The following is a 25845-nucleotide window of genomic DNA, read 5'->3' on the forward strand; positions in this document are numbered from 1 at the left end:
GGGAGTATTATGTTTTCTCGTTATTTTATCGACAGACCTATTTTTGCGTTTGTGATCTCTATCGTCATTGTTTTAGCAGGCCTTGCAGCTATGCGCAGTTTGCCCATTGCGCAATACCCTGAAATTGCCCCACCGGTTGTGCAAGTTACAGCAGCTTATCCGGGAGCTTCAGCTGAAGTACTTGAACAAACAGTCGCAGCACCAATAGAAAACGCCATTACCGGTGTAGAAGGCATGATGTATATGTCTTCAACCTCTACCAGCTCTGGTGCAACAACGATTGAAATAACCTTTGAAATTGGTACCGATATTGACCAAGCTGCGGTCAATGTCAATAACCGCGTCAAACAAGTTGAAGCCCGGTTGCCAGAAGAGACACGCCGCCAAGGTGTAGTAGTGCAAAAAGGGTCATCAAGCTTTTTACAAGTGCACGCGTTTTATTCGCCAGATGGGAGCCGTGATAGTCTATGGACGTCAAATTATGTGACACTGAATATTTTAGATCGCATCAAACGTATTCCCGGCACTACTAGCGTACAAATTTTTGGTGCTAAAGATTACGCCATGCGGATTTGGCTGCGTCCTGATGTAATGAGTCAGCTCGGTGTGACGGTTGAAGAAGTAGCGGGTGCTATTCGCAGCCAAAACTCTCAATATGCGGCGGGTTCGATTGGTGCAACTCCCACTTCGCAATCTGCGCAAGAGCTCGTTTACAGCGTGACGGCACAAGGGCGTTTATCGGAACCGGAGCAGTTTGAAGAAATCATTATTCGTTCAAATCTTGATGGCAGTAGCTTACGATTAAAAGATATAGCCCGTGTTGAACTAGGTGCGAAAGATTATAACTTTAGAGGGACCATCAACGGTAAAGAAGCCGTGCTCCTTGGTATTTTCCTGCAACCTGGCGCCAATGCCCTTGATGTAGCCGCAGAAGTAAATGGCGTATTAGCACAAGTGACCCAGCAATTTCCGACAGGCCTTGCTCACTTAAATTCGTACGATACCACCCGTTTTGTTGAAGTCTCAATTCGAGAAGTTGTCATCACCTTAATTGAAGCAATGGTGTTAGTGTTTCTAGTGGTATTTTTGTTTTTACAAAATTGGCGCGCCACGCTTATTCCAACCCTTGCCGTGCCGGTATCACTACTTGGCACATTTGCGGGCATGTATATGCTTGGCTACTCAATTAACTCGCTGACCTTATTTGGTATGGTGCTGTCTATTGGTATCGTGGTGGATGACGCTATCGTGGTACTTGAAAATGTTGAACGTATCATGCATGAAGAGCATGTTAGTGCCCATGAAGCTGCCATTAAAGCCATGAAAGAAGTATCAGGCCCTGTTGTTGCGATTGTGTTGGTGTTGTGCTCTGTATTCGTGCCGATTGCCTTTTTAGGTGGCTTAACTGGTGAATTGTTCCGTCAGTTTGCCATTACTATCTCAATTGCAGTGAGCTTATCAGGCGTAGTCGCACTGACCATGACGCCCGCTTTATGTGTACTTATCTTAAAACAAGAGCACAAACAAACCGCCAAATTCTTTTTATGGTTCAACCGTGTATTTACCAAAATAACCAGTAAATACGTGGGTGCCGTTGGATTTATGGTGCGCCGCGGTGCATTGGGGCTATTGCTGATGATTGGTATGGTGTCAATCACCATTGGACTTTGGAAAAACACTCCTGGTTCACTGGTGCCCGATGAAGACCAAGGCTTTTATATTTCTGCAATTTTTTTACCTGATGGCTCCTCATTAGAGCGTACAGAAGAAGTCGTCGCAGAAGTAATTAGTGCCGTACAGTCAAACCCTGCCAATGAAAATGTCGTGGCATTCACAGGTTTTGACTTTATCGGTGGCGGTTATAAAAACAGTGCAGCAACCTTATTTGTAACACAAACGCATTGGGACGAACGAGAAATTGATACCAAAAGTCTCGTTAATGAGCTGTTTATGAAAACCGCACATATAAATGAGGCTTTAGTGCTGGCGTTTAACCCCCCTGCTATTTTTGGCTTAGGCAATACTGGCGGCTTTGAATTTTATATTCAAAACAAAGGCGCAGGTGGCCCGGAAAAGCTACAACAAGCCATGGGGCTAATGATGGCTGAAGCACAAAAAAGCCCGATATTAAGTGGCTTACAAACATTATGGCGTCCAAATGCACCGCAATTAAAAGTGGATGTAGACCGCGAGCAAGCCCGTGCCATGGGCATTGAGATTGACGATGCGTTCACCGCCCTTGCTGGCACACTCGGCACTTACTATGTTAATGATTTCAATAAATTTGGTCGTGCATGGCAAGTACTGATGTCGGCAGAAGCAGAGTTTAGAATGAAACCGGATGACATAGGTCGAATTTATGTGAAAAACAGCCAAGGTACTATGGTGCCCATGTCGGCGTTTACTAACATAGAATACAGCCGCGGACCAGAAAGCCTGAACCGTTATAACAACCTGCCAGCGGTTAAATTGCTCGGTAACGCCGCACCGGGTTACAGCTCTGGTCAAGCAATTGCTGAGGTAGAGCGTATTGCGAAAGCCGTCTTACCACCGGATATGACTTATGATTGGACCGGCTCTGCGTATCAAGAAAAGCGCAGCTCAGGCACCACAGGCATTGCCTTAGGCCTTGCGGTGATCATGGTATTTTTGATCCTTGCAGCACTTTACGAGCGTTGGTCTTTACCATTATCGGTGATGTTGGCCCTGCCATTTGGTACCTTTGGCGCGTTGGTGTCAATCTGGTTAGTCGGCATGACCAATGATGTCTACTTCCAAATCGGCTTAGTGACTTTACTTGGCTTAGCCAGTAAGAACGCCATCTTGATTGTTGAATACGCCTTGATGAAACACCAGCAAGGTTGGAGCGCAAGCGCTGCAGCACTTGAAGCTGCCCGCCTACGGTTTAGACCGATTATTATGACCTCATTGGCGTTTATTTTAGGTGTAGTGCCTTTGGTTATCAGTTCTGGCGCCGGTGCTGGCGCACGTCATAGTGTTGGTACTGGGGTTATGGGCGGGATGATGGCTGCAACATTCCTAGCAGTATTTTTTGTGCCTCTGTTCTTTTACTGGCTGACAGAGCGTAAATTAACAGAGCAACGCTCCCGTGCAGATTTAGCGGATGAAATCGCAGCTCACCATAAACGAGAGCATGTCGATACTCAAGAAGGTAATGTTTAATTACTTACAACAAAAATATAAGGGCAAACAGTAGTTTGCCCTTTTTTATGGCAACTTGATAACTAGCAATTTTATGTTGTCAGCGCTACTATATTAATTCGTGCGTCGAGGAGCCTAATTATGAACAGTGAAAAATTAACCGAGTTTGAGCAGTACTTTCAAATAGATGAAAGTAACCGAGTCAATTTATTTGCCGTAGATGATAACAAGGTGCCGACAACGTTAGCGCAATTAGAAGCCGATATTCCCCCGTTATTTAAACTCGCCAATGAAGTGAGTGAACTCGAACAAAGCTCTCTCAGACCACTGCGTAACTTAGGTGATGTGGCACAAGAACTCGCGGTGTTTTTACAAGCACAATCGCGCAAAATTGACTTGATAATGAGCCATATTTTAGCTTCAGAACAACCTGAAGATAACGCTATGTATTGTGATAGCTACGGCGGTGGCGGTGTAAAATTAACCGATACAAAAGCTTACTCAATTGGCCAAGCATTTCGCACAAAACTGTTTTTACAACACGAAGCATCTGCAATTTATTGTTATACCGAAGTGGTGGCTGTTAATAAAATTGACGATGAACATTACCAATACACCTTACTATTTAAAGCTATTCGCGACACTGATCAAGAACTTGTCGTGCGTGCCAGTTTGCATGCACAAACTCGACAGCTTAAGAAGCGCCAACAACAGCAAGCTGATGAACAATCTTTTGAACAATTGAAAACCGACGAAGAAACACCGACAAAGCCTGAACAATAACCATGAAAAAGCTGACATATGCGGCTGAAATGCTAAACTAGCCACACCTTTGTTTGTTTATTAAATTCATGAACTTTAGACTATTACCCGAATGGGCTGAGCAAGACGCTGTTATGCTCACTTGGCCTCACCAAGCCACTGATTGGTGCGACAACTTAACCGCTGTAGAGCCGGTCTATGTGCAACTATGTCAACACATCTGCGACGTTCAGCAATTAGTGATCATCGCTCATGATGAAGCATTAAAAACCTACATAAGCCAGTTGTTAACTCAAAATAAAGTTGATTTAAGCCGTGTGCATTTTGTGGTGACACCGTGTAACGATACATGGGCCCGCGATCATGGGCCACTGACCTGTGCTGCATTAGAAGATAGCAAGCAACTAAAAATCGTTGATTTTACCTTTAATGGCTGGGGTAATAAATTTACCAGTGATTTAGATAACCAGATCAATGCAGTACTGGTTGAGCAACTTGCCGATCCTGCTAATCAATATCAAGCCCTCAACTTAGTGTTAGAAGGCGGTGGCGTTGAGATTGATCAACACGGTGTATTATTGACCACCAGTGAATGTTTACTCAATCCAAATCGTAATCCTGATCTAAGCCAGCAAGACATTGAACAGTGCCTGCGTGACCACCTTGGCGCAAGCGACTTTTTATGGGTTGATCACGGCTATTTAGCCGGTGACGATACCGATAGTCATATCGACACTTTAGTGCGCTTTGCTCCCAACGATACCTTAGTGTATGTAAAATGTGATGACGAAAGTGATGAGCACTTCAGTGCTCTCAATGCTATGGAAAAACAGTTACAAGGTTTTAAAACAACCACAGGTAAACCATATACCTTAATTGCTTTACCTTGGCCTAAAGCCGTCTTTAATGATGATGGCGACAGATTACCTGCTACCTACGCAAACTATTTAATCATCAATGGTGCAGTGCTAGTCCCAACTTATGCGGATGAGAACGATAATTTAGCGCTTGCGCAAATTCAGTTAGCATACCCTGAACATCAAATTATAGGCGTTAACTGCCTACCTATTATTCATCAATTTGGTAGTTTACACTGCATTACTATGCAATTACCCCGTGGATTTTTAGCTGGAGCATCATTATGAGCAGCCCTGCAAATTTAACTGTTGCCTTAGTGCAGCAAAGTAACACTGATAATGCCGAGCAAAACATGGCGAAATCAATTGCCGGTATTCGCGATGCGGCAAGCCAAGGTGCGCAACTTGTGGTGTTACAAGAGTTACATCGCAGCCTTTACTTTTGCCAAACCGAAGACGTGGATGTATTTGATTTAGCGGAAACCATCCCAGGACCAAGTAGTAATGTACTTGGTGAATTAGCGAAAGAGTTAGGCATTGTTATTGTCGCCTCGTTATTTGAAAAACGTGCCACAGGCCTGTATCACAATACTGCGGTAGTACTTGAAAAAGACGGCACTATTGCTGGTAAATACCGTAAAATGCATATCCCTGACGATCCAGGTTTTTATGAAAAATTTTACTTCACACCAGGTGATTTGGGTTTTGAACCTATTCAGACCTCGGTAGGCAAACTGGGTGTACTGGTTTGTTGGGATCAATGGTTTCCAGAAGCTGCACGTCTTATGGCGATGGCGGGTGCTGAATTATTAATTTACCCAACTGCTATTGGTTGGGATCCCCGAGATGATGAAGGTGAGCAAACTCGTCAAAAAGATGCCTGGGTGATTTCACAACGTGCGCACGCAGTTGCCAATGGTGTACCTGTTATTAGCTGTAATCGTGTTGGTCATGAAAGTGATCCAAGTGGTCAAAGTGACGGTATTCAATTTTGGGGGAACTCATTTATTGCCGGTCCCCAAGGTGAGCTGCTAGCAGAAGCGAATAACACTGATGAGCAATTGTTACTGGTTGAACTTGATCAAAAGCGCTCTGAAAATGTTAGACGAATTTGGCCGTATTTACGCGACCGTCGTATTGATCATTACCAAGATTTAACCAAAATATATCGCGATTAAGAATAAATTAGCGCCTCTGTTGAGGCGCATTAAAGGAGTAGTAAATGGCGTTTGCGCAATGGGCAGCCTTGCCTTGGGTAAAATCTCAAAAAGATAAAATTCAATGGGGGCAATTAACCGGCAGTGGCTTAAGTATTGCCATTGCTCAAGGGGTGAAACAACAAGCTGGCTTAGTGCTGATCGTTACTCCTGATACCCCGAGTGCGCTGCGCTTAGAAACCGAGTTAGAGTGCTTATTGCCAGATCATCCAGTGATGATTTTTCCTGACTGGGAAACACTGCCATACGATCACTTCTCACCACACCAAGATATTATTTCATCACGTTTAGCCACTTTAAATACGCTAAAAAAAGAACAACAAAGTGTATTGATTGTACCTGTATCAACCCTGATGTTACGCACCGCCCCGGCTTCGTTTATTTATGGCTCAACCATTAATTTTAAAGTTGGCGATATTCTTGATACTCATCAACTTCGTGATAACTTAGAGCAAGCGGGCTACTTACACGTACAACAAGTGATGGAGCATGGTGAGTACGCTATTCGCGGCTCAATTGTTGATTTATACCCTATGGGTAGCCCACACCCATTTAGGCTTGATTTCCTTGATGACGAGCTCGACACCATTCGTTTATTTGATGTTGAGAGTCAACGCTCAGATGAAAAAGTCGACAAAATTGAATTACTGCCTGCGCATGAGTTCCCTACCAACGAAGCGGATATTGAGCGCTTTAGGATCAACTACCGCGAAAAATTTGGCGCCAGCTCGTCGCAAGACTCCGTGTATATGCAAGTAACCAAAGGCAATTGGCCGGCAGGTATCGAATATTATATGCCACTGTTTTTTGACCAGTTAGCCACTATCTTTGATTACCTACCAGAGCACGCTACAGTAATGCAATTAGGTGACTTAGAAGATGCCGCTGAGCATTTTTGGCATGATGTGAATGTTCGCTATGAGAACCGCCGTGTTGATCCACTGCGTCCATTGCTTGAACCGGTTGCACTGTACCAGCCTATAAATGAACTATTTTCTAATTTAGGCAATTTTGCCCGCATTCGCCTCTCGCAGGCAAAACTGCCCACCAAAGCAGGTAATAAAAACCTCACCACCAGTGAATTACCCGCAGTACGCATTGATCATAAACTGCATGAACCGTATCAAGCCTTTATAAATTATGTAGCTACACAAAAAAAACAAAAAGGCCGAGTTTTATTATCGGTTGAGTCTGATGGTCGCCGCGAGTCACTGCTCGCCATACTTAAACCCAGTGGTCTAAAATTTAAAGAATACCCTACCTTTGACCAGTTTGTGCAAAGCAGCAGTGATGTTGGCTTAATTGTCAGCCCGCTGGAGCAAAGTGTGGTGCTTGGCAGTAAACCAGCGTTATCTATTATTACCGAACAAGAACTACTCGGCATTAAAGTATCGCAGCGACGCCGTCGCAAGCATAAATACGAAGCCAGCCAAGATGCGTTAATTCGTAACCTGGCTGAGCTAAAAGTTGGCCAACCGATTGTCCATCTTGATCATGGTGTTGGCCGTTACCAAGGCTTGCAAACAATTGATGCCGCAGGCCTGATCACCGAATTTGTCACTATCACCTACGCCAATGAGGCTAAATTGTACGTGCCTGTTTCTGCACTGCATATGTTGAGCCGCTACTCCGGAGGGGAAGAAGCCAGTGCCCCGCTACATAAACTAGGCTCTGACGCGTGGGAAAAAGCGAAAAAACGCGCCGCTGAGAAAGTCCGTGATGTGGCGGCTGAATTACTTGATATCTATGCGCAGCGTCAAGCAAAACCAGGAAATGCCTTTAAACTTGACGGAGCCGCTTATCGGGTATTTAGTGATGGTTTTCCATTTGAAGAAACCGACGACCAGCGCAACGCCATCGAAGCCGTACTCGGTGATATGCAAAGTAAACAAGCCATGGACCGACTGGTCTGTGGTGATGTTGGCTTTGGTAAAACAGAAGTGGCAATGCGCGCCGCCTTTGTTGCCGTTAACGATAATAAACAGGTCGCAGTATTAGTACCTACCACGTTACTTGCGCAACAACACTTTGAAAACTTTAAAGACCGCTTTGCCGATTTACCCATCGAAGTAGGTGTGCTATCTCGCTTTAATTCACCCAAAGAGCAAAAAGACACACTTGAAAAAATGGCCAAAGGCACCTTAGATATTGTTATTGGTACACATAAGCTGATCCAAGCCGATATTATATTTAAAGATCTTGGCTTACTGATTGTTGACGAAGAGCATCGCTTTGGGGTTCGCCAAAAAGAAAAAATCAAATCCTTGCGTGCAGATGTCGATATATTAACCCTTACCGCAACACCTATCCCGCGTACTTTAAACATGGCGATGAGTGGCATGCGCGACTTATCCATCATCGCCACACCGCCTGCAAAGCGGTTAGCTGTGAAGACTTTTGTTCGCCAGCGTGATGCTGACTTGATCAGAGAAGCCGTTCTTCGTGAAATTAAACGCGGCGGCCAAGTTTACTTTTTACATAACAATGTTGAAACCATTGACCGAGTTGCTGAAGAAATTAGCGAATGGGTGCCAGAAGCAAGTGTTGCTTCTGCTCATGGGCAAATGCGCGAGCGCGATTTAGAACAATTGATGAGTGAATTTTATCATCAAAAATATAACGTACTCGTATGTACCACCATCATCGAAACGGGTATTGATATCCCAACGGCGAATACCATTATTATGGATAGAGCCGACAAACTCGGGTTAGCACAATTACACCAACTTCGCGGCCGTGTTGGCCGCAGCCACCACCAAGCCTATGCTTACTTATTAACGGGTAATCCAAAAGCACTCTCAAAAGATGCAGTTAAACGCCTTGAAGCGATTGAATCATTGGAAGATTTAGGCGCTGGTTTTGCACTAGCGACCCATGATCTAGAAATTCGTGGCGCTGGTGAATTATTGGGTGACGACCAATCCGGACAAATGCAAACCATCGGCTTTAGTTTATACATGGAAATGCTAGAGCAAGCAGTGAAATCCTTACGTGAAGGTAAAGAGCCCACCCTTGAAAACTTACTTCATCAACAAAGTGAAGTCGATTTAAAACTCGCAGCATTATTACCCGATGACTATATTCACGATGTTAATGCGCGATTGGGAATTTACAAGCGGGTTGCTAGCTGTGCTAATCTTGATGACATGGATGAATTACAAGTTGAACTCATTGATCGCTTTGGCTTATTACCAGATGCCACTAAAAACTTATTTAGTTTGCAGCAGCTGAAACTTAAAGCCAGCGAATTAGGCATCAAAAAAATTGAAGCAAATCCAAAGGGGGGCTATTTTGAGTTTAGCCAACATACTAAGGTTAACCCTAGCTTCATTATAGGTTTGATACAAAGTGCGCCTAAGGTGTACAAAATGGATGGTGCAAATAAGTTGCGCTTTGCGATCAATGAGGCCAATGCCCGTGAACGCTTAAAAATGGTCACTGCAATGATTGCAGATTTCGAAAAAAAGGTTAGCCATTAAATGTTGCTTAAAAAATCTCTGATCCTATTGTGCTGTGTATTTAGCAGTACAGCATTTGCCGAACGCTGGTTTGAAGTAGAAGTACTTATTTTCAAACAGCGCCCTGCTCCCTATTTACAAGAAGATTTTAGTTTAGAGCGAGAGCCTATCAAAGCAAAGCGAAGCCTTGATTTACTTACCCCGCTTTATAGCGAGCAAGCCAAACAAGATTGCATTAACGGTGACAGTCGCTTTAATTCGCAGTCATTAACAGACTCAGTGATTGGCGCAACTCGCTCTAATTTATGTGATGACAGTATTGATTACCTGCACAGTTACTCTGAATTGCCGTTAAGCCCATTAGCGCCTGCTAAAGACGATATGCAGCAAACCTACTTACTTGCTCCTGAACAACTGCAATTTAAATCACAGCAACAACAGTTAGTACGTAAAGGCCTAAAGCCGCTATTACACACAGGCTGGCGTTTTGAAGGTGCGAGCCAGTCACGCTCTGAACATATTAAACTATTTGGTGGTAAATTATTGCGCGCCCCCATGGTTGCCAACCCATCGCAATACCCTAGTAATGACTTTATAAGTGTAGTTAGTCCTGAGCAAAACTTGGCTCCTGTGATTGAGCAAGAAGCCGATCAATGGGAGCTGGACGGTAGCTTTAATATTTACTTACGTCATTACTTATTTATTAACGCCAGTTTCGATGTTAATGAAAGACAAGTCACCGGTGAAATTCAACACGCTCGATTTTCACAATTCAAACGGGTTATAAGTGGTGATATTCATTATTTTGATCACCCTAAAATGGGCATGATTGTACAAATTAGAAAATTCAAACACTAAAATAAAGGAAGATAAGCAAATGAAAAAGCTTTTAATCATTGCGGCGGCACTTAGCCTTGCGGCCTGTTCAAAAGTAAGTTTAGAGAATTACGAAAAAATTGAAATTGGCATGGACAAAACCGACGTTGAAGCTATATTGGGCAGCGCTGATAGTTGTGTTGAAAAAACCTTACATACTAATTGCACCTGGGGTGATGAAACTAAAAGCATCGAAATCACCTTAGTGTCTGGCAAAGTCTCTTTATACAGTAAAAATGGTTTAGAAAAATAGACTAATTCCAGCTCAGTCAGTGATTAAATCACTGCCTGAGCTAGTCCCAATGCTACCACCAATAAACCGGATAATGACGCTTAGGGTTACGAGACAAATTATTAACTAACAACCCTACCAATAACATTATGCTTGCACCTAACAGTACAGGGCTAATTACATAATAATAACCAAGTTGTTGGATACTGTCGCCACCTATCACTGCAATCAATGCTGTAGCACCACCTGGCGGGTGCAAAGTCCGCGTTAAATGCATTACTGCTACCGATACTGACACCGCAATCGCACAGGCTAGCATTAAGTCCGAACTTAAAAATTTCGCAACCGAAACCCCCACTATGGCACTAAAAACATGACCTCCAATAAGGTTACGAGGTTGAGAGAATTCGGCTAATGGTGCACCATAAATCAGCACTGCGGTGGCACCAAATGAGCCAATTAAAAATAAATTAGTTAACGGATCAAACTGGATACTTTTACCAATCATAGCAACCAAGTAAATGCCTAAAAAAGAACCAAGTAAAGACCAGAGAATTTTACTCATTGGTTTACGCGGTGGGCATTGACTGGTGGCAGTCATTCTAGAGATAAGTAGGCGCATTGCGCTCCCATTCAAGCAGTATAAAGAGGGAGATAATACCTGATGGGTATTGAAAATCGACCACTATATTTATTCCATTTCGCTATAAATAAGCTCTATGTTAACTATTTTACTTCTATTTAAAGTGATCTTATAACGCTGGTATTTTATCCCCTCGTCATTTTGATAAGATAGCACCACGTTTAATTGATATCTGCGCTCTACACTTTGTTTAGATATCTTATTATTATCAATATGATATAGCTTACCTTCGCCTTTTTTTAAATTACGCGTAAATGCAGCTAAACTAAACTGTAAGTTCTGCTGAAGGCTGTCGTAACCGGGTAGAAACTCTTTAGCACTGACCCGTATTTCACTGGCAAAGTGTAACCACTGCGCGGCTTGCTTGTTCTGCTGACGTCGTTTAGAAAATATTTTTCGCACATCTTCTGGAATATGCTTAAAGCGAGTATATTCAAGCCATATATATTGTGTCGCTATCTTGTCTTTGGTAACACTATTACGAAATTGGAAGCGCCATTTAGGCCGCCCTTTTACAATCGCGCGCCAAATGACTCGGGTGATATCTTCTTTGAAGATTTCACGCATGCCATAAATAGCCCCTAAAATAATCACCAAGGTCGCTGTCACTTCTGTAAAAGTGATACGCGCATTTAATACCACCACCATCACAAATGCCATAATAATTGCAGTTACAGTGCCTTTAACTAGGCGTTTTAAATAACTATTAAGATGACGAGTGGTACGATTGAGCACTACCCCATGCTCAATCAAACGTTGTAATAAACGCATTTTATTAGTGAGCCGATTGGCATCTATCAGCGTCGATTCTGAGTTATATTGCTGCTCATTACGATAGTCTTGCTCTGATCTGCAAAAGTTCATCAGATCAGTGCGCTCTTTGGCATAATCACTACTGCGCGGCCCTTCATCAAGCAACTTTAAAAATGATTGCTCGATATGCCAACTTAAATAGTTGTCAGCATTGGTGTAAAACGAAATCAGCTTTTCATCATCAGGAGTATAACGTCTTAATTTTTTTAATAAGCTAATACTCTGCTCGCACAACTCTGTGGCGCGTTGATAAAATTCAGCGTGATCTTCAATTTTTTGCGTGTCTTTAATATCGGTGTCAATCGCTAAGCGAACTTGGTAACAATAGAGATTGAGATTTTGTCGGTAATCTTGCTGCTCGCCTTTGTTTTTACTTACAAAGCGACTACGCACTAACGGTAAGTGAATATTATTGGCGTTATAGGCTAAATGCGATTTAAAGTGATGATTAAAATATGCTTCTTCGGTTAACGTTTGCGGGTTAATACCCATTTCATTCGGGATGGAAAAATACAGGTCAATACGCTGCTCAGAGCGTGGGCTCAGTTCTGGTTCAATAATAAAGGATAGATTTTCATCCTGTTTTAACAATCAACTCTCCTAAAAAATATAGATACTTTTAGTTTACTGTGACACCTGTATTTGTTCAATAAAAAAGGCCTAGTAAACTAGGCCTTCATAAGAATCAACTATTCTTACTAATTAGAATTTAACATTCACACCAGCGAAGAAACGACGACCTAGTACATCGTATGTGTACGGGTCAGTGTTTGAATCATTATTACCAGTGTAATAAGGAGGTGTTTTATCAAACAAATTATTTACGCCTGCAGATAGCGCAACAGTTTCATTGATCATGTATGAACCACTGATGTCATGGTAGATAACAGTTGGTGTAGACGGCGCATAACACGTGTCTTTACCGATACATGAGTAACTATCCATACCAGAGATATAACGAGCTTGATACTGTGCATCCCAGTTATCGCCTGCTGCATTTAGTGTAAAATTAGACTTAAGATCTGCATAGCCACCAATGTTTGAAGTTATCAAACCAGCGTAATCAACAGTATCATCAAGAACAGTTACAACATACTCGTCTAGGTAAGTGGTGTCTAAACCAGCTTTCCAGTTAAGGCCTGCAGCTTCAAAGCTATATGCTAAATTTAAATCTACGCCAGACGTTTCCTCAGCACCAACATTTTGCAGCTGGTTGTTGAAACTAATTCGACCGGTGCTATCCATGCCGATATTAGCTGACTGACATAATACAGAATCAGCATTTGCAGTTGTTGCTAAACATTGATCAACAATATATTGCTCGTTAACTGATGCAATCGCATTATCAATCTCAATCTTGTAATAATCAACTGTCATGCTGAAGCCGTCAAACCACTCTGGCTCGTATACGATACCAGCTGTGAAAGTATCAGCTTCTTCAGGAGTAAGTAATGAGTTACCACCTACTGTTACTTCAGCTTGATCTTGTGCACCAGGGAAAGTTACACGTTCAAAAGAAGGTGAATTACCTGAATAAAGCTCAGAAACGGTTGGTGCGCGGAATGCTGTAGATACTACACTACGGAACATTAGTTCGTCATTTGCTTTCCATGTTAAACCTAGCTTCCAAGTTTCATCAGAACCAAATGTGCTGTAATCAAACGCACGTATTGCAGCGCTTAGCTCTACGTTTTGAGCAAATGGTGCATCAGCAAGTAATGGGATTGCAAATTCAACATACGCTTCATTTACGTCAAAGCCGCCAGCTGTTGGTTCAACCATAGGGTCATTGGCAAGGCCTTGCGCTGTTAGTGAATCTGGTGTATACCATGCTTTCTCTTGACGGTGCTCAACGCCCGCAGCAAAAGCAGCATAACCTGCTGGTAATTCAAACATTTCACCTGATACAGATGCTGAAACGATGAATAACTGGCTACCACCATTATTTACTTCGGTGTAAACATTTTTACGGAAATCTTCAGATGTCCATGCAGCTTGATCAAGCGGGTTAAATGTACCTTCAGTAATTTGTTCTTGAATAGCACCCATATTGTGAAGGTTGGCTGTTTTATCAACAGAATCGTTACGACCGAAGTTAGCTGACACATCCCATGAGTAATCACCAACAAAACCTTCTGCACCAATTACCGCACGAACAGTGTCTACAGACTGTTCGAAATAACGAGGGCCAGTGTCTGACATACGACGCCCATAAGAGATATCATCACCATATGCGTAGTTTAATGTGTCAGTAATATATTTACCGTCTGCATCACGATCAGCAAGACCATCGCCATCACGATCCACTTTACCTAGATAAGTTTGACCAAGTAATGAATTACCCATATTTTCATTGTACTTGAAATCAAACCATACTGGCTGTGCTGCCATTTGCTGTTCAGACCAACGTTTTGTATAGGTAAATTCCGTAAATACACGTGTATCGTTTGAAATTTCATAACTTGCAAGGCCAGTTAAGTTCAAACGCTCCATTGGCGTGTATAAGTAGCTATCTGGCGCAAAGTTATAAAGGTCTGAATCTGTATACGGATGAAGTCCACCAAGGCCGCTTAAACCATCATCGGTTGGGGCAAGACTTGAAGTAACAGGGTTACCATCAGCATCAACTGTTGAACCATCTTCATTTACATCACCAATTACGCCACCTTGCCAAATATGGCCACCTGGGCTGTATGGAGAACCACCGTTACAGTTTAGACCGTTAGCACCTTCTGCAATAGGACAGCTTGAGAAATCACGATCTGATTGCTTTGCTTTACCACGGTCAGTGTACTGCATACCGATAACAATATTACCTTTATCGAATGAAGAGCCAACTGTAAAATCAAATGAATTTTCAGTTGCATCGCCTTCGCCAGTTATTGCCGAGTTGACGTTCATGTCAAGGCCTTCGAAGTCATCTTTTAAGATGATATTCACAACACCCGCTACCGCATCAGTACCATATACAGCAGATGCACCATCTTTTAGTACTTCTACTGATTTGATCATTGAAACAGGAATAGTGTTAAGGTCAACAGTTGATGCAGCACCAGTTCCTGAAGCAATCATACGACGACCATTCACAAGTACTAGCGTACGACTAGAACCCAAACCGCGTAAATCAATACGTGCATTACCGCCTGAACCATTATTTACGCCAGGGTTGGTCATTGCGCCGCCTGTTGCGGTCATCTTTTGTAATACGCTATCGATGCTAGTTGCACCCATCGCTTTAATATCGTCTGCGCCAATTAGTGTAACTGGGCTTGCGTTTTCCATATCTGAACGCTTAATGCGAGAACCCGTTACTTGAATTTTTTCAATTGATTGTGCGCCATCTTCCGCAGCTGCAACTTGCAATGATGAGAACATAGGAATAGCTGCAAAAACAGCTAAACTAAGAATAGATTTTTTCATGTGAAACCCTACTTGTTGGAAAAATACCTTGCTCAGGTAGTGCTCGTTATTATTAGAATCACGAGTCAACGGAGGGCAACTTAGGTGGGTTTAACTGAATGAAAACTGAATGAGAGGTCAATAATTAACATGGCATCAGTTACAAAACCCTCAATAGGTACAAAGGTTAATGAATGTTTCATTGTTAACGACTTAATACCCTTAAAATTCATATAGATAAATTTAATTTAGAACATTAAAAACACGTATGAAATCAAACCGACTGAGTTTGTAATTTTATGTAACTGATACAAACAAATACCTAAATTAGAAAATTTTACAACTTAATCACATCATTTTAGTATAACTGCAAAACTGAGTAATAAATGCTAACCATACTTATGCAATAAATTTGCGTATTTAAGCTAATTACCCCCTTATCTATAGGTGTATATATATATTTAGTGCTGTTCATTGCAGCTTAAGAAATAAATGAGGTTGCTTTATGCAGTAGGAAAATTAACTGTAAATTATAAGGAGATGTACTTTCACAAGCATAGGATAGTGCGAATTAACGTTCAATTTGATTTAACTGTCATAAAATAGTCATTGAAAAATGGCTATAACGTGCAAGGTATAGTTGATTGTGAGCGGATGTGGGAGGTATTGGGAAGTATAAAGCTATGATCAATAAAAATCTTAAAGTAGCTATTAATAAGTCACATTAAAGTAATAAAAAACTTGCTCAGCTTGCTCCTGCTGATTTTTAACTGCGAGGGCTAATTTCCAAGTCATGTTTCGCTCTGCACAAATCCCAACCATAGTCTGGGCAACTAACAGGCCATCACTAGCTTCAAAGAAAACGGGGATAAACCCCATATACATAGTAATGCCTTCAAGCTTTGCGCTTTGCACTGTATAACCACTGGGTAAAGACAAATAAATTTCAAAAGGCGTTTCTGGACTTACTTTTTGCTCTCCTAACCAAATTTTGACGTGGTTGTTATATTGGCATACTTGATTTGGTAGACAACTTGCAGCTTGAGCCTGCTCTTCTATACTTATCGTTTGTGAATCACATGCAATTAATAGCTTTAATGCGCTTAAAAACACGATTAAAAATTTAATTGGCATAGCGTTCCTTGGATAAAATAAAGTCGGATACTAATCAGCGGACTGTTAAAATACAACCGCTGAGCAGAATTATTACGCAAAAGTACAAAAAGTGTCTCAAAAATAGTCAACTCAATGAGAAAAATTGATTGATGTCATAATTTTATGCAATTGACCTATCTTTTTTAGGCCAAAAATTTTATCATTTCCCCGCAAAAATAAGGGTTTCTCGAGTTTGTTTTCTGAAGCAGTCAAGGCATTGAGGGTTTTTGATAACATACTTGTGAAAAAATAGTAGGCCCCACTTTAACAAAGTGGGTAATTCATTTCTAAACGCATATATTGCAGCGGAAGCCAGAAAATGAGCCAAACAGTAGCATCACAAACTGAGTACAACTATAAGGTTGTACGCCAATTCGCTATTATGACAGTGATTTGGGGCATCGTTGGCATGAGTATTGGGGTTCTGATTGCTGCCCAATTAGCTTGGCCAGCACTTAACTTTGATACACCATGGTTAACATACTCTCGACTTCGTCCGTTACACACGAACGCAGTTATTTTCGCATTTGGTACAAGTGCACTTTTTGCGACGTCGTATTACGTCGTACAACGTACCTGTCAAACGCGCCTTCTTTCCGACAAATTAGCCGCCTTTACATTTTGGGGCTGGCAGTTAGTTATCGTACTTGCGGTTATCACTCTACCTCTAGGTATAACAAGTTCAAAAGAATATGCTGAGCTTGAGTGGCCAATCGATATTCTAATCGCTATTGTCTGGGTTACCTATGCAGTTGTATTTATGGGCACTATTGCTAAACGTAAAGTGTCTCATATTTATGTTGCTAACTGGTTCTATGCTGGCTTTATTATTACTGTTGCAGTACTTCATATTGTTAACAGCATGGCAGTACCAGTATCACTGACTAAATCATATTCAATCTACGCCGGTGCTGTAGATGCAATGGTTCAGTGGTGGTATGGTCATAATGCTGTTGGCTTCTTATTAACGGCTGGTTTCTTAGGTATGATGTATTACTTTGTACCAAAACAAGCAGGTCGCCCAGTTTACTCTTACCGTTTATCAGTTGTTCACTTTTGGGCACTTATCTCGCTTTATATTTGGGCTGGTCCTCACCACTTGCACTACACGGCACTGCCAGATTGGACACAAAGTTTAGGCATGGTTATGTCTATTATCCTATTCGTTCCATCTTGGGGTGGCATGATCAACGGTATCATGACGTTATCAGGTGCATGGCACAAACTACGTACTGATCCAGTGCTGCGTTTCTTAGTTGTTTCATTATCTTTCTATGGTATGTCTACCTTTGAGGGACCGATGATGGCAATTAAATCTGTAAACGCATTGTCTCACTACACTGATTGGACCGTTGGTCACGTTCACTCAGGTGCGCTAGGTTGGGTAGCGATGATTTCAATTGGTGCTATTTATCACCTTATCCCTGCATTATTCTCGCAAGGTCGTATGTACAGCGTAAAACTTGTCAATACCCACTTCTGGTTACATACCGTAGGTGTTGTACTTTACATAGTTGCAATGTGGATCTCAGGTGTTATGCAAGGTCTAATGTGGCGCGCGGTTAACGCTGACGGTACATTAATGTATAGCTTCGTACAGTCGCTACAAGCATCACATCCTTTCTATGTTATGCGCTTCTTAGGCGGTGTATTCATCGTCGCGGGTATGCTAGTTATGGCTTATAACGTTTACCGTACAATTTCTGCGAAAAATGATTCGTTGAAATTAGACGCGCAAGCACAGTTAGCATAACGGAGCGAGATGATGAGCAATAAAAATTCACAAAACAAACATGAAATAGTCGAAAAGAATATCGGCCTGATGGCTATCTTGACTGTTTTTGCTATCAGCTTTGGTGCATTGGTAGAGATCACGCCACTGATGTTCCAAGACGATACAACAAAGCCTGTGGACGGTTTACGCCCACTAAACGCGCTTGAAATGGAAGGTCGTGATATCTATGTACGTGAAGGTTGTTATAACTGTCACTCACAAATGATCCGCCCTTTCCGTGACGAAGTAGAACGTTATGGCCATTACTCTGTCGCGGGCGAATCAGTATGGGATCACCCTTTCCAATGGGGTTCAAAACGTACTGGTCCTGATCTTGCCCGTGTTGGTAAACGATACTCGGACGACTGGCATTACGCTCACTTAGTTGACCCACGCGCTGTGGTTCCTGAGTCAAACATGCCAGGCTTTCCTTGGTTAGCAGAGAATCGCGTTGATACCAGCCTGACTCTGAAAAAACTTAAAATTTTCCGTGATACATTTGCTATTAATCCAGAAAACCCAGCACACCCAGGTTTAGGATATGGTAGCGATGAAGAACTAATCGCTGACGTTGCTAAAGTTGATGCAATGAATGAGGGTAAAGGTGCAACAGAAATGCAAGCCCTTATCGCTTATTTGCAACAACTTGGCACACACTTGAAGTAATTAATTATGGATTACGGAACATACAGAGGCATTTTAACTCTGGTAATTTTAGTACTATTTATTGTCATTGTTGTGTGGGCGTACAGCAAACGTAGTAAAACACGTTTTAAAGACGCCGCAAATGTCATCTTTGAAGATGAAAAAAAACACAACGATACAATCTCTAACGAGGAAAAGGGGTCTGAGAAATGACTAGCTTTTGGAGTATATGGGTTATTGTATTAACCCTTGCCTGCTTATTTATCATTTTTGGCTTACTTGTGTGGAATTTAACAAACTACGCAGGCGTTAAAGAAGGTGAAAGCTGTGGGCATGAATTTGATGGTATTGAAGAGCTAAACAACCCACTGCCTAAGTGGTGGACTTACATGTTCTTTGCAACATTCGTATGGTCAGTTTATTACTTAGCAGCATACCCAGGTTTGGGTAACTGGGAAGGTTTAGGTAAGTGGACCAGTTCTAACCAAGGTGTAACTTCTTTAGCGGAATCTAAACAAGCTGTTGAAGATGCCAAAGCGAATGGTCAGTTTGTAAAGCTTGATAAAGAATATGAAGCAGCTGAAGAACGTTTTGGTCCTATTTTTGCCGCTTTTGCACAGCAAGATATCGAAACGCTTGCTACTGATGAAAAAGCGCTTGAAATTGGTCAACGTTTATTCGCCCAAAACTGTTCACAGTGTCATGGTTCAGATGCACGCGGTGGTCAAGGCTTTCCTAACCTAACAGATAAAGATTGGTTATACGGTGGCACACCAGACAAGATCAAAGAAACTTTATTACATGGTCGTATAGCCGCAATGCCACCATGGGGTGCAGCATTAGGTGAGCAAGGCGTTAAAGAAATGACCGCTCATGTACTAAGCTTGTCTGGCCGTACTGTTAACCAAAAAGATGCAGCCGCTGGTGCAGCTAAATTTGCTATGTGTGCCGCGTGTCATGGTGCAGATGGTAAAGGCTCTGTTGCTCATAACCTACCATTTGGCGCTCCTAACCTAACGGATAATATCTGGTTGTATGGTGGTTCACAACGCGCTGTTGAAGAAACGATCATTAATGGCCGTGCAGGTGTAATGCCAGCGTGGAAAGACATTTTAGGTGAAGAAAAAATCCACCTATTAACGGCTTATGTATATAGTTTATCGCAAGATAATTAATTAAAACGTTAATGAAATGTTTATAAATTAATCTTTTAATTCAATAGATTAATTAAGATCAAAAAAGCCTCCATCTGGAGGCTTTTTTTTAGTCTTTTCAATTTAAATCCTATAAAATGCCCTTATCGTAAACAAATTAAGTGTATTTATGACTCTTACTCCTTGGTATAAAAATTTCTGGCCTTGGTTCTTAATCTTCTTTCCGCTAGTTGCCATTATTGGTTGTATTTCCCTTTTTATTACCGCAATCGGCAATGGACCAGATATGGTGGTTGATGATTACTATAAAAAAGGCAAAGCAATTAACTTAGAGTTAAGTAAATTCGATAAAGCTAAAGCGTTATATCTACACGGTGATTTGCACGTCGCTAGCGACAAAGTAAGCTTTAAATTCAATAAAGGTGATACCAGTAATATTCACTCGTTAAAGCTGTCTTTTTATCATCGCACAATTCAGGATCATGACTTTACTACTCATTTAACACCTAATGCGAACGGTGAATTTACTGCGATTATCAAACCATTTATTAATGGCACTTATACTGTATTTATTGAGCCAACCGACGGTAGTTGGAAGCTCAAAGAGAACATCACTTTGCCAAGTGGGCAAAGTATTGCCATAAGCCCTGAATATAAGTAGCCGCCCTATCATGTCAAAGCATTGCTTTCATTGCCTTGAAAGTGTACCTAGCGGCTTTACCGCTAGCGTAGTGATCGACGGAAGCGCACAGCCAATGTGCTGTATTGGCTGTCAAACTGTCGCTGAAACAATTGTCGCCCAAGGCATGACCGATTATTATAAATTCAGAACTGTAACCGCTGGTAAAGTTGAGCAGCTTGTCCCTGCGCAGCTTGAGCTTATCAAAAGTTACGATAATGAAGATATTCAAGATGAGTTTATCGCCACAAACGCTGATGTAAGTGAAGTGCTCCTTACTGTTGAGGGCATCACCTGCGCTGCGTGCGCATGGCTCATTGAAAAACAACTGCTGAATATGCCAGCAGTAAAACGCGTAGATGTAAACACATCAACCAACCGTGCAATGATCCAGTGGCATAAAGCGCTCTTGCCACTGAGCGACATAATCAAATCATTACATGAAATTGGTTACAAGGCATACCCGTTTCAAGCCGATCTTGAAGCAAGCCAAAAACAACTGGTTGCCAAAGCCTACATACGCAGGCTAGGTGTAGCTGGTTTAATGACCATGCAAGTGATGATGTTCGCATTTGCCATGTATTTTGGTATGTTCTCTGGTATGGAAGATAACTTTGAACAGTATTTTCGCTGGATCAGTCTAATACTTGCCTCACCGGTTATTCTTTACAGCGCGATGCCCTTTTTAACCAACGCAATTAATGGTTTAAAAGCAAAACAACTTAATATGGATTTACCCGTTTCATTGGCTATTTTTGGCGCATATGCCGCCAGTAGCTATGCAACCGTTATGGCCGTTGGCGAGGTCTATTTCGAATCGATTTGTATGTTTACTTTTTTACTATTACTAGGTAAATATTTAGAGTTTCGTGCCCGCCTTAAAGCCAGCGAATTTACTGCTAACTTGCAAAAACTTCTCCCACTTACAGCTCGTAAATTAGATGCTGACGGCCAAGAACGTATTATTGCAGCTAAAAAGCTGCAACTTGATGATCGAGTCTTAATTAAAGCTGGTGAAACCATTCCTGCAGATGGCATTATCTGTGCGGGCAGTACCACGGTTGACGAGTCAATGATGACTGGTGAACATTTGCCTGTAAATAAATACATTGACCATCAAGTTTTTGCAGGAACGGTCAATCATGATGGCGTGATTGAAATTCACATCAACAAAATTGGCCAAAACACACTTTTAAATCAGATAATAAAACTACAGCACAACGCACTTGCCACTCGTCCAAAGTTAGTAGAAATTACTGATAAAGTTGCACAATGGTTTGTAGCTTGTTTACTAATATTTGCTTCTATCACTGCTATAGGCTGGTACCAGGTCGACCCTGAACATGCATTTTGGATCACCATTGCAGTGCTTGTAGCAACCTGCCCTTGTGCACTAAGTTTAGCTATTCCAACCGCACTTACCTGCGCTGTGGCAACCTTGACTCGTAAAGGCATACTCATTAAGCAATCACATGTCCTCGAAACTCTGCCGCAATTGACCCGCGTTGCATTTGATAAAACCGGCACGTTAACGCAAGGACGGTTTACACTCGATGCCGTTGATTTATTATCAGGTTCTCTATCTAAAAAGCAAATTTTAGCTTTAGCCGCTCAGCTCGAAAGCTACTCTGAGCACCCTATCGCCACAGCCTTTACTGAGTTTACCTCGGGACAACGTCATTTAACCAACATTAAAATTCATCCGGGTCTTGGCATCACCGGTGAAGATGACACTCATCATTATGCAATAGGTAAAAGCGGCTGGTTTAACAGTAAAAAAGGGAATGCCCAAGCCACTTTTTATATTGATCAACAACCGGTTGCTAACTTTTATTTTGTAGATGAAGTAAAAAACAATGCAGCACAATTAATCACCTCTTTACAACAGCAAGGGTTAAGCTGTCATATGCTAACGGGGGATGCCTCTACTGCTGGCCAACAAATTGCTAAAAAGCTCAAACTTGATAGTTATAAAGTCGGCTGCTTGCCTGAAGATAAACAAAGTGAAGTACAACGCTGGTCCAGCCAAGGTGAGATTGTTGCAATGGTCGGCGATGGTGTGAACGACAGCCCTGTTTTTAACAGTGCACATTTATCTATTGCAATGGAAACTGGTGCCGATATTTCCAAAAATACCGCCGATGTGGTATTACTCAATAGTGATTTAGCCGCTATCGAGCATTTATTAACGGTATCGAAAAAAACACGCCGAATAATAAAACAAAATTTAGCACTGTCATTACTCTATAATGGCTCAATCTTACCGCTTGCGGCACTAGGTCTTGTGGCGCCTTGGATGGCGGTCATTGGGATGTCGGCAAGTTCCATTATTGTGATTAGTAACTCACTGAGGTTATTAAAGTTATGAGTATCATTTATATCCTAGTCCCCATTGCTATTTTATTTATATTGATTGCAATTGGGGTGTTCTTTTGGGCTGTTCGCGGTGAGCAGTTTTCTGATTTGAACAAGCAAGGTCACAGTATTTTGTTTGAAGACGATAAAGAGCAGCACAAAAAAAGCAATGATTGATCCGTTATTCGTCAGCGCATTCATTATGGGGTTGATTGGCAGTGGTCACTGTATTGCGATGTGTGGCGGTATTGCCAGCTCCTTACAATTAGCCACTGATAAAACCCGTCCCTTACAGTACTCTATTGCGTATAACGTCGGACGCGCTGGTAGTTATATGTTAGCGGGAGCACTGGTTGCTGGGATCAGCAGCCATTTTGCCACACAAAATCATTGGGTCGCGTTAACGTTAGCATTATTAAGTGGCCTATTTATGATCTTAGTTGGCTTGTACATCATGCGTTTAGGCGTAAGCTTACAATGGCTTGAGTCGCTAGGAAAAACCTTAGTGTGGCAGCACTTAGTGAAGCTAAACCGCTTTATAATGCCAATCAACTCAGTACCTAAAGCAATTGCTTATGGCGCATTATGGGGCTGGTTGCCATGTGGTTTAGTCTATTCAGCGCTAACGTGGGCTATGACTAGTAAAACAGCCTCTGATGGCGCTTTGGTCATGCTATTTTTTGCTCTTGGTACATTTCCGGCCATGTTTAGTATAGGCATGGGCGCACAAATATTACATAAAGTATTAAACCACCCATGGGCGCGCATAGCATTGGGCAGTATGCTTATTTGGTATGGGGTTTACTTACTTATTATTGCAACTGATCGGCTGCTGCATTAATCTTAGCAGATTAATGTGACATCATTTTATGGACTGAACTAATGGATTTATCACACAACAAAGCTAAAAACAATTGCACTATCAGCTGCAACGACTGCAGTATTAGCCAATTATGTTTGCCCTTCACCCTCAATGGTCAAGAAATGGATAAACTCGATGAAATCATCGAGCGTAAAAAGCCATTACATAAAGGTGATTTCCTGTTTGAGTCGGGTGCGCCATTAAACGCTATTTTTGCAGTTCGTTCTGGTTCATTTAAATCATACACTCTCTCTGAACAAGGTGACGAGCAAATCACTGGCTTTCACTTAGCAGGTGATTTAATTGGTTTTGATGCAATAAATAAGATGACTCATCAAAGCTTTTCTCAAGCACTTGAAACATCAATGGTGTGTGAAATCCCATTTGACACATTAGATGAATTGTCTGGCAAATTACCCAAGCTACGCCAACAAATTATGCGTTTGATGAGCAGTGAAATTAACTATGATCAAGAAATGTTACTGTCACTGAATAAGAAATCCGCTGAAGAACGTTTAGCCAGTTTTATTTTTAATTTATCTAATCGCTTTGGTGAGCGTGGCTTTTCCCGTAAAGAATTTCGCTTTACCATGACGCGTGGTGAAATTGGTAATTACCTTGGCTTAACAGTTGAAACAATTAGTCGTTTATTAAGTCGCTTTCAAAAAGCTAATTTAATAAAAGTCGAAGGTAAATTTATTACTATTTTAGATAGTGACGGTTTATCTGCCGCCGCGGCCATTCACCCAAAATAACTTGATCTAGCGCAACATCTGCTTTGCTGTTACTTTAACTACTGATGAAATACGTTACACTGTAAGTATTATCTAGACATAGAATGTAGTTAAAGGAGCAGCTTATGAACAGTATCAAACAGATCCTCGCTATTATCGATCCAACTGCTGACTCGCAGCATGGTTTATCCCGCTCTATTGAACTTGCTAAAAAATCCGGTGCCAGTATCACCGCTTTCATGAGCATTTATGATTTTTCCTATGAAATGACCACAATGCTCTCCGGTGATGAGCGTGAAGCAATGCGTAACGCCGTCGTGAAAGACCGTCAATTATGGCTTGATGACATTTTGGCACTATACCCAGAGATCAAAATTCAAAGTCAAGTAGTGTGGCACAATCGTGCCTACGAGGCGATCATCGATACCGTCATCAACAATCAGTTTGATTTAGTCGTCAAAGGCACCCACCAGCACGACACTCTGAAATCAGTCATTTTTACGCCAACAGACTGGCACTTAATTCGCAAATGTCCAGCGCCTGTCTTGTTAGTCAAAGATCAAGCATGGCCTGCACAAGGAAATATATTAGCGGCTGTTAATGCCGTTAGTGAGAACCAACAACACCTTGATTTAAATCATCGTATTATTAAAGACGCGCAGTTTTTATGTGAACTTGCCAACGCCAGTTTAAGTCTGGTCAACGCCTACCCTGCAACACCGGTAAATATTGCAATTGAAATTCCAGAGTTTAATCCGAGTGTTTACAATGAATCGGTTAAAAAACACCATATTGAATCAACCCAAGAGTTAGCCGCGAAACATAAAATTAGTCAGCAAAACTGTGTTATTGAAGAGGGGCTACCGGAGGATGTGATCCCGGATGTCGCTAAGCGTTTGAAAAGTGAATTGGTTGTCATAGGCACCGTTGGTCGTACCGGCTTAAGCGCTGCATTAGTGGGGAACACTGCTGAGCATGTTATCGACAGTTTAGACTGCGATGTATTAGCACTAAAACCCGATGGCTACGTCAGTCCACTTGCGAAAAACTAAATAAGCTTTGTTGATT

At 41.8% G+C, this 25845-nt stretch carries 21 protein-coding genes; 17 read left to right on the plus strand and 4 right to left on the minus strand.

What is annotated here, in order from left to right:
- Positions 1-9: 9 nt before the first annotated feature.
- From A7968_RS13495 to A7968_RS13525, 7 genes are all read left to right on the plus strand, one after another.
- Positions 10-3183 carry an efflux RND transporter permease subunit gene (locus A7968_RS13495; protein ID WP_064667087.1) on the plus strand — a complete coding sequence of 1058 codons (3174 nt, stop codon included), beginning with the start codon at positions 10-12 and terminating at the stop codon, positions 3181-3183.
- A 120-nt stretch (positions 3184-3303) separates the two neighbouring features.
- The gene (locus tag A7968_RS13500; RefSeq protein WP_064667088.1) at positions 3304-3945 is read left to right on the plus strand and encodes a hypothetical protein; all 642 of its coding nucleotides are present in this window, start codon (positions 3304-3306) and stop codon (positions 3943-3945) included.
- A 68-nt stretch (positions 3946-4013) separates the two neighbouring features.
- The gene (locus tag A7968_RS13505; protein WP_064667089.1) at positions 4014-5069 is read left to right on the plus strand and encodes an agmatine deiminase family protein; all 1056 of its coding nucleotides are present in this window, start codon (positions 4014-4016) and stop codon (positions 5067-5069) included.
- Complete coding sequence (locus tag A7968_RS13510; protein ID WP_064667090.1) at positions 5066-5959, plus strand: carbon-nitrogen hydrolase; 894 nt, start codon at positions 5066-5068, stop codon at positions 5957-5959. The genes A7968_RS13505 and A7968_RS13510 overlap by 4 nt, the downstream gene beginning before the upstream one ends.
- A 44-nt stretch (positions 5960-6003) precedes the next feature.
- Positions 6004-9477: a transcription-repair coupling factor gene (gene mfd, locus A7968_RS13515; RefSeq protein ID WP_064667091.1), complete on the plus strand. Its 3474-nt coding sequence runs from the start codon at positions 6004-6006 to the stop codon at positions 9475-9477.
- Complete coding sequence (locus A7968_RS13520) at positions 9478-10314, plus strand: CsiV family protein (protein WP_064667092.1); 837 nt, start codon at positions 9478-9480, stop codon at positions 10312-10314. It begins immediately after the preceding gene.
- A 19-nt stretch (positions 10315-10333) separates the two neighbouring features.
- Positions 10334-10585, plus strand: coding sequence for a hypothetical protein (locus tag A7968_RS13525; protein ID WP_064667093.1), 252 nt, complete (start codon positions 10334-10336; stop codon positions 10583-10585).
- A 52-nt stretch (positions 10586-10637) separates the two neighbouring features.
- On the opposite strand, the gene A7968_RS13530 is transcribed toward A7968_RS13525, so the two are convergent.
- The 4 genes from A7968_RS13530 to A7968_RS13545 all read right to left on the minus strand — a co-directional run bounded on the left by A7968_RS13530 (position 10638) and on the right by A7968_RS13545 (position 16553).
- Entirely contained in the window at positions 10638-11186 is a 549-nt protein-coding gene (locus A7968_RS13530; RefSeq protein WP_064667094.1) for an HPP family protein, read from the minus strand.
- 69 nt (positions 11187-11255) lie between these two features.
- A complete protein-coding gene (locus tag A7968_RS13535; RefSeq protein ID WP_064667095.1) occupies positions 11256-12611 on the minus strand; it encodes a hypothetical protein in 1356 nt (451 codons plus the stop codon).
- A 111-nt stretch (positions 12612-12722) separates the two neighbouring features.
- Positions 12723-15440: a TonB-dependent receptor gene (locus tag A7968_RS13540; RefSeq protein ID WP_064667096.1), complete on the minus strand. Its 2718-nt coding sequence runs from the start codon at positions 15438-15440 to the stop codon at positions 12723-12725.
- Positions 15441-16130: 690 nt separating this feature from the next.
- Positions 16131-16553 carry a hypothetical protein gene (locus tag A7968_RS13545; RefSeq protein ID WP_064667097.1) on the minus strand — a complete coding sequence of 141 codons (423 nt, stop codon included), beginning with the start codon at positions 16551-16553 and terminating at the stop codon, positions 16131-16133.
- Positions 16554-16893: 340 nt separating this feature from the next.
- On the opposite strand from A7968_RS13545, the gene ccoN reads away from it, so the two are divergent.
- The 10 genes from ccoN to uspE all read left to right on the plus strand — a co-directional run bounded on the left by ccoN (position 16894) and on the right by uspE (position 25829).
- Positions 16894-18327, plus strand: coding sequence for a cytochrome-c oxidase, cbb3-type subunit I (ccoN, locus tag A7968_RS13550; RefSeq protein WP_064667098.1), 1434 nt, complete (start codon positions 16894-16896; stop codon positions 18325-18327).
- A 12-nt stretch (positions 18328-18339) separates the two neighbouring features.
- A complete protein-coding gene (gene ccoO / locus A7968_RS13555; RefSeq protein WP_064667099.1) occupies positions 18340-19014 on the plus strand; it encodes a cytochrome-c oxidase, cbb3-type subunit II in 675 nt (224 codons plus the stop codon).
- Between the two features lie 6 nt (positions 19015-19020).
- Positions 19021-19206 (plus strand): cbb3-type cytochrome oxidase subunit 3, encoded by a 186-nt coding sequence (locus A7968_RS13560; protein WP_064667100.1) that lies wholly within the window; start codon positions 19021-19023, stop codon positions 19204-19206.
- The gene (gene ccoP / locus A7968_RS13565) at positions 19203-20168 is read left to right on the plus strand and encodes a cytochrome-c oxidase, cbb3-type subunit III (protein ID WP_064667101.1); all 966 of its coding nucleotides are present in this window, start codon (positions 19203-19205) and stop codon (positions 20166-20168) included. The genes A7968_RS13560 and ccoP overlap by 4 nt, the downstream gene beginning before the upstream one ends.
- A gap of 148 nt (positions 20169-20316) precedes the next feature.
- Complete coding sequence (locus A7968_RS13570; protein WP_064667102.1) at positions 20317-20808, plus strand: FixH family protein; 492 nt, start codon at positions 20317-20319, stop codon at positions 20806-20808.
- A gap of 10 nt (positions 20809-20818) precedes the next feature.
- Positions 20819-23194, plus strand: a complete 2376-nt coding sequence (locus A7968_RS13575) for a heavy metal translocating P-type ATPase (protein WP_064667103.1) — start codon at positions 20819-20821, stop codon at positions 23192-23194.
- Positions 23191-23358 carry a cbb3-type cytochrome oxidase assembly protein CcoS gene (ccoS, locus tag A7968_RS13580; protein WP_064667104.1) on the plus strand — a complete coding sequence of 56 codons (168 nt, stop codon included), beginning with the start codon at positions 23191-23193 and terminating at the stop codon, positions 23356-23358. Before A7968_RS13575 ends, ccoS begins: the two co-directional genes overlap by 4 nt.
- Positions 23351-24022, plus strand: coding sequence for a sulfite exporter TauE/SafE family protein (locus A7968_RS13585; protein WP_064667105.1), 672 nt, complete (start codon positions 23351-23353; stop codon positions 24020-24022). The genes ccoS and A7968_RS13585 overlap by 8 nt, the downstream gene beginning before the upstream one ends.
- A gap of 41 nt (positions 24023-24063) precedes the next feature.
- Positions 24064-24798, plus strand: a complete 735-nt coding sequence (locus A7968_RS13590; RefSeq protein WP_064667106.1) for an FNR family transcription factor — start codon at positions 24064-24066, stop codon at positions 24796-24798.
- Positions 24799-24902: 104 nt separating this feature from the next.
- On the plus strand, positions 24903-25829 hold the full coding sequence (gene uspE, locus A7968_RS13595) for a universal stress protein UspE (protein ID WP_064667107.1): 927 nt from the start codon (positions 24903-24905) through the stop codon (positions 25827-25829).
- The last annotated feature ends 16 nt before the right edge of the window (positions 25830-25845 follow it).

The organism is Pseudoalteromonas prydzensis (assembly GCF_001661495.1).
Classification (GTDB): domain Bacteria; phylum Pseudomonadota; class Gammaproteobacteria; order Enterobacterales; family Alteromonadaceae; genus Pseudoalteromonas; species Pseudoalteromonas prydzensis.

Excerpts from the sequence above, each read along its gene's own strand:
- mfd (WP_064667091.1), top strand. The coding sequence starts at position 6,004 with ATGGCGTTTGCGCAATGGGCAGCCTTGCCTTGGGTAAAATCTCAAAAA.
- A7968_RS13590 (WP_064667106.1), top strand. The coding sequence starts at position 24,064 with ATGGATTTATCACACAACAAAGCTAAAAACAATTGCACTATCAGCTGC.
- A7968_RS13525 (WP_064667093.1), top strand. The coding sequence starts at position 10,334 with ATGAAAAAGCTTTTAATCATTGCGGCGGCACTTAGCCTTGCGGCCTGT.
- uspE (WP_064667107.1), top strand. The coding sequence starts at position 24,903 with ATGAACAGTATCAAACAGATCCTCGCTATTATCGATCCAACTGCTGAC.
- A7968_RS13560 (WP_064667100.1), top strand. The coding sequence starts at position 19,021 with ATGGATTACGGAACATACAGAGGCATTTTAACTCTGGTAATTTTAGTA.
- A7968_RS13545 (WP_064667097.1), bottom strand. The coding sequence starts at position 16,553 with ATGCCAATTAAATTTTTAATCGTGTTTTTAAGCGCATTAAAGCTATTA.
- A7968_RS13510 (WP_064667090.1), top strand. The coding sequence starts at position 5,066 with ATGAGCAGCCCTGCAAATTTAACTGTTGCCTTAGTGCAGCAAAGTAAC.
- A7968_RS13585 (WP_064667105.1), top strand. The coding sequence starts at position 23,351 with ATGATTGATCCGTTATTCGTCAGCGCATTCATTATGGGGTTGATTGGC.
- ccoP (WP_064667101.1), top strand. The coding sequence starts at position 19,203 with ATGACTAGCTTTTGGAGTATATGGGTTATTGTATTAACCCTTGCCTGC.
- A7968_RS13540 (WP_064667096.1), bottom strand. The coding sequence starts at position 15,440 with ATGAAAAAATCTATTCTTAGTTTAGCTGTTTTTGCAGCTATTCCTATG.
- A7968_RS13575 (WP_064667103.1), top strand. The coding sequence starts at position 20,819 with ATGTCAAAGCATTGCTTTCATTGCCTTGAAAGTGTACCTAGCGGCTTT.
- ccoN (WP_064667098.1), top strand. The coding sequence starts at position 16,894 with ATGAGCCAAACAGTAGCATCACAAACTGAGTACAACTATAAGGTTGTA.
- A7968_RS13520 (WP_064667092.1), top strand. The coding sequence starts at position 9,478 with ATGTTGCTTAAAAAATCTCTGATCCTATTGTGCTGTGTATTTAGCAGT.
- A7968_RS13500 (WP_064667088.1), top strand. The coding sequence starts at position 3,304 with ATGAACAGTGAAAAATTAACCGAGTTTGAGCAGTACTTTCAAATAGAT.
- A7968_RS13530 (WP_064667094.1), bottom strand. The coding sequence starts at position 11,186 with ATGCGCCTACTTATCTCTAGAATGACTGCCACCAGTCAATGCCCACCG.
- A7968_RS13495 (WP_064667087.1), top strand. The coding sequence starts at position 10 with ATGTTTTCTCGTTATTTTATCGACAGACCTATTTTTGCGTTTGTGATC.
- A7968_RS13570 (WP_064667102.1), top strand. The coding sequence starts at position 20,317 with ATGACTCTTACTCCTTGGTATAAAAATTTCTGGCCTTGGTTCTTAATC.
- ccoO (WP_064667099.1), top strand. The coding sequence starts at position 18,340 with ATGAGCAATAAAAATTCACAAAACAAACATGAAATAGTCGAAAAGAAT.
- A7968_RS13505 (WP_064667089.1), top strand. The coding sequence starts at position 4,014 with ATGAACTTTAGACTATTACCCGAATGGGCTGAGCAAGACGCTGTTATG.
- ccoS (WP_064667104.1), top strand. The coding sequence starts at position 23,191 with ATGAGTATCATTTATATCCTAGTCCCCATTGCTATTTTATTTATATTG.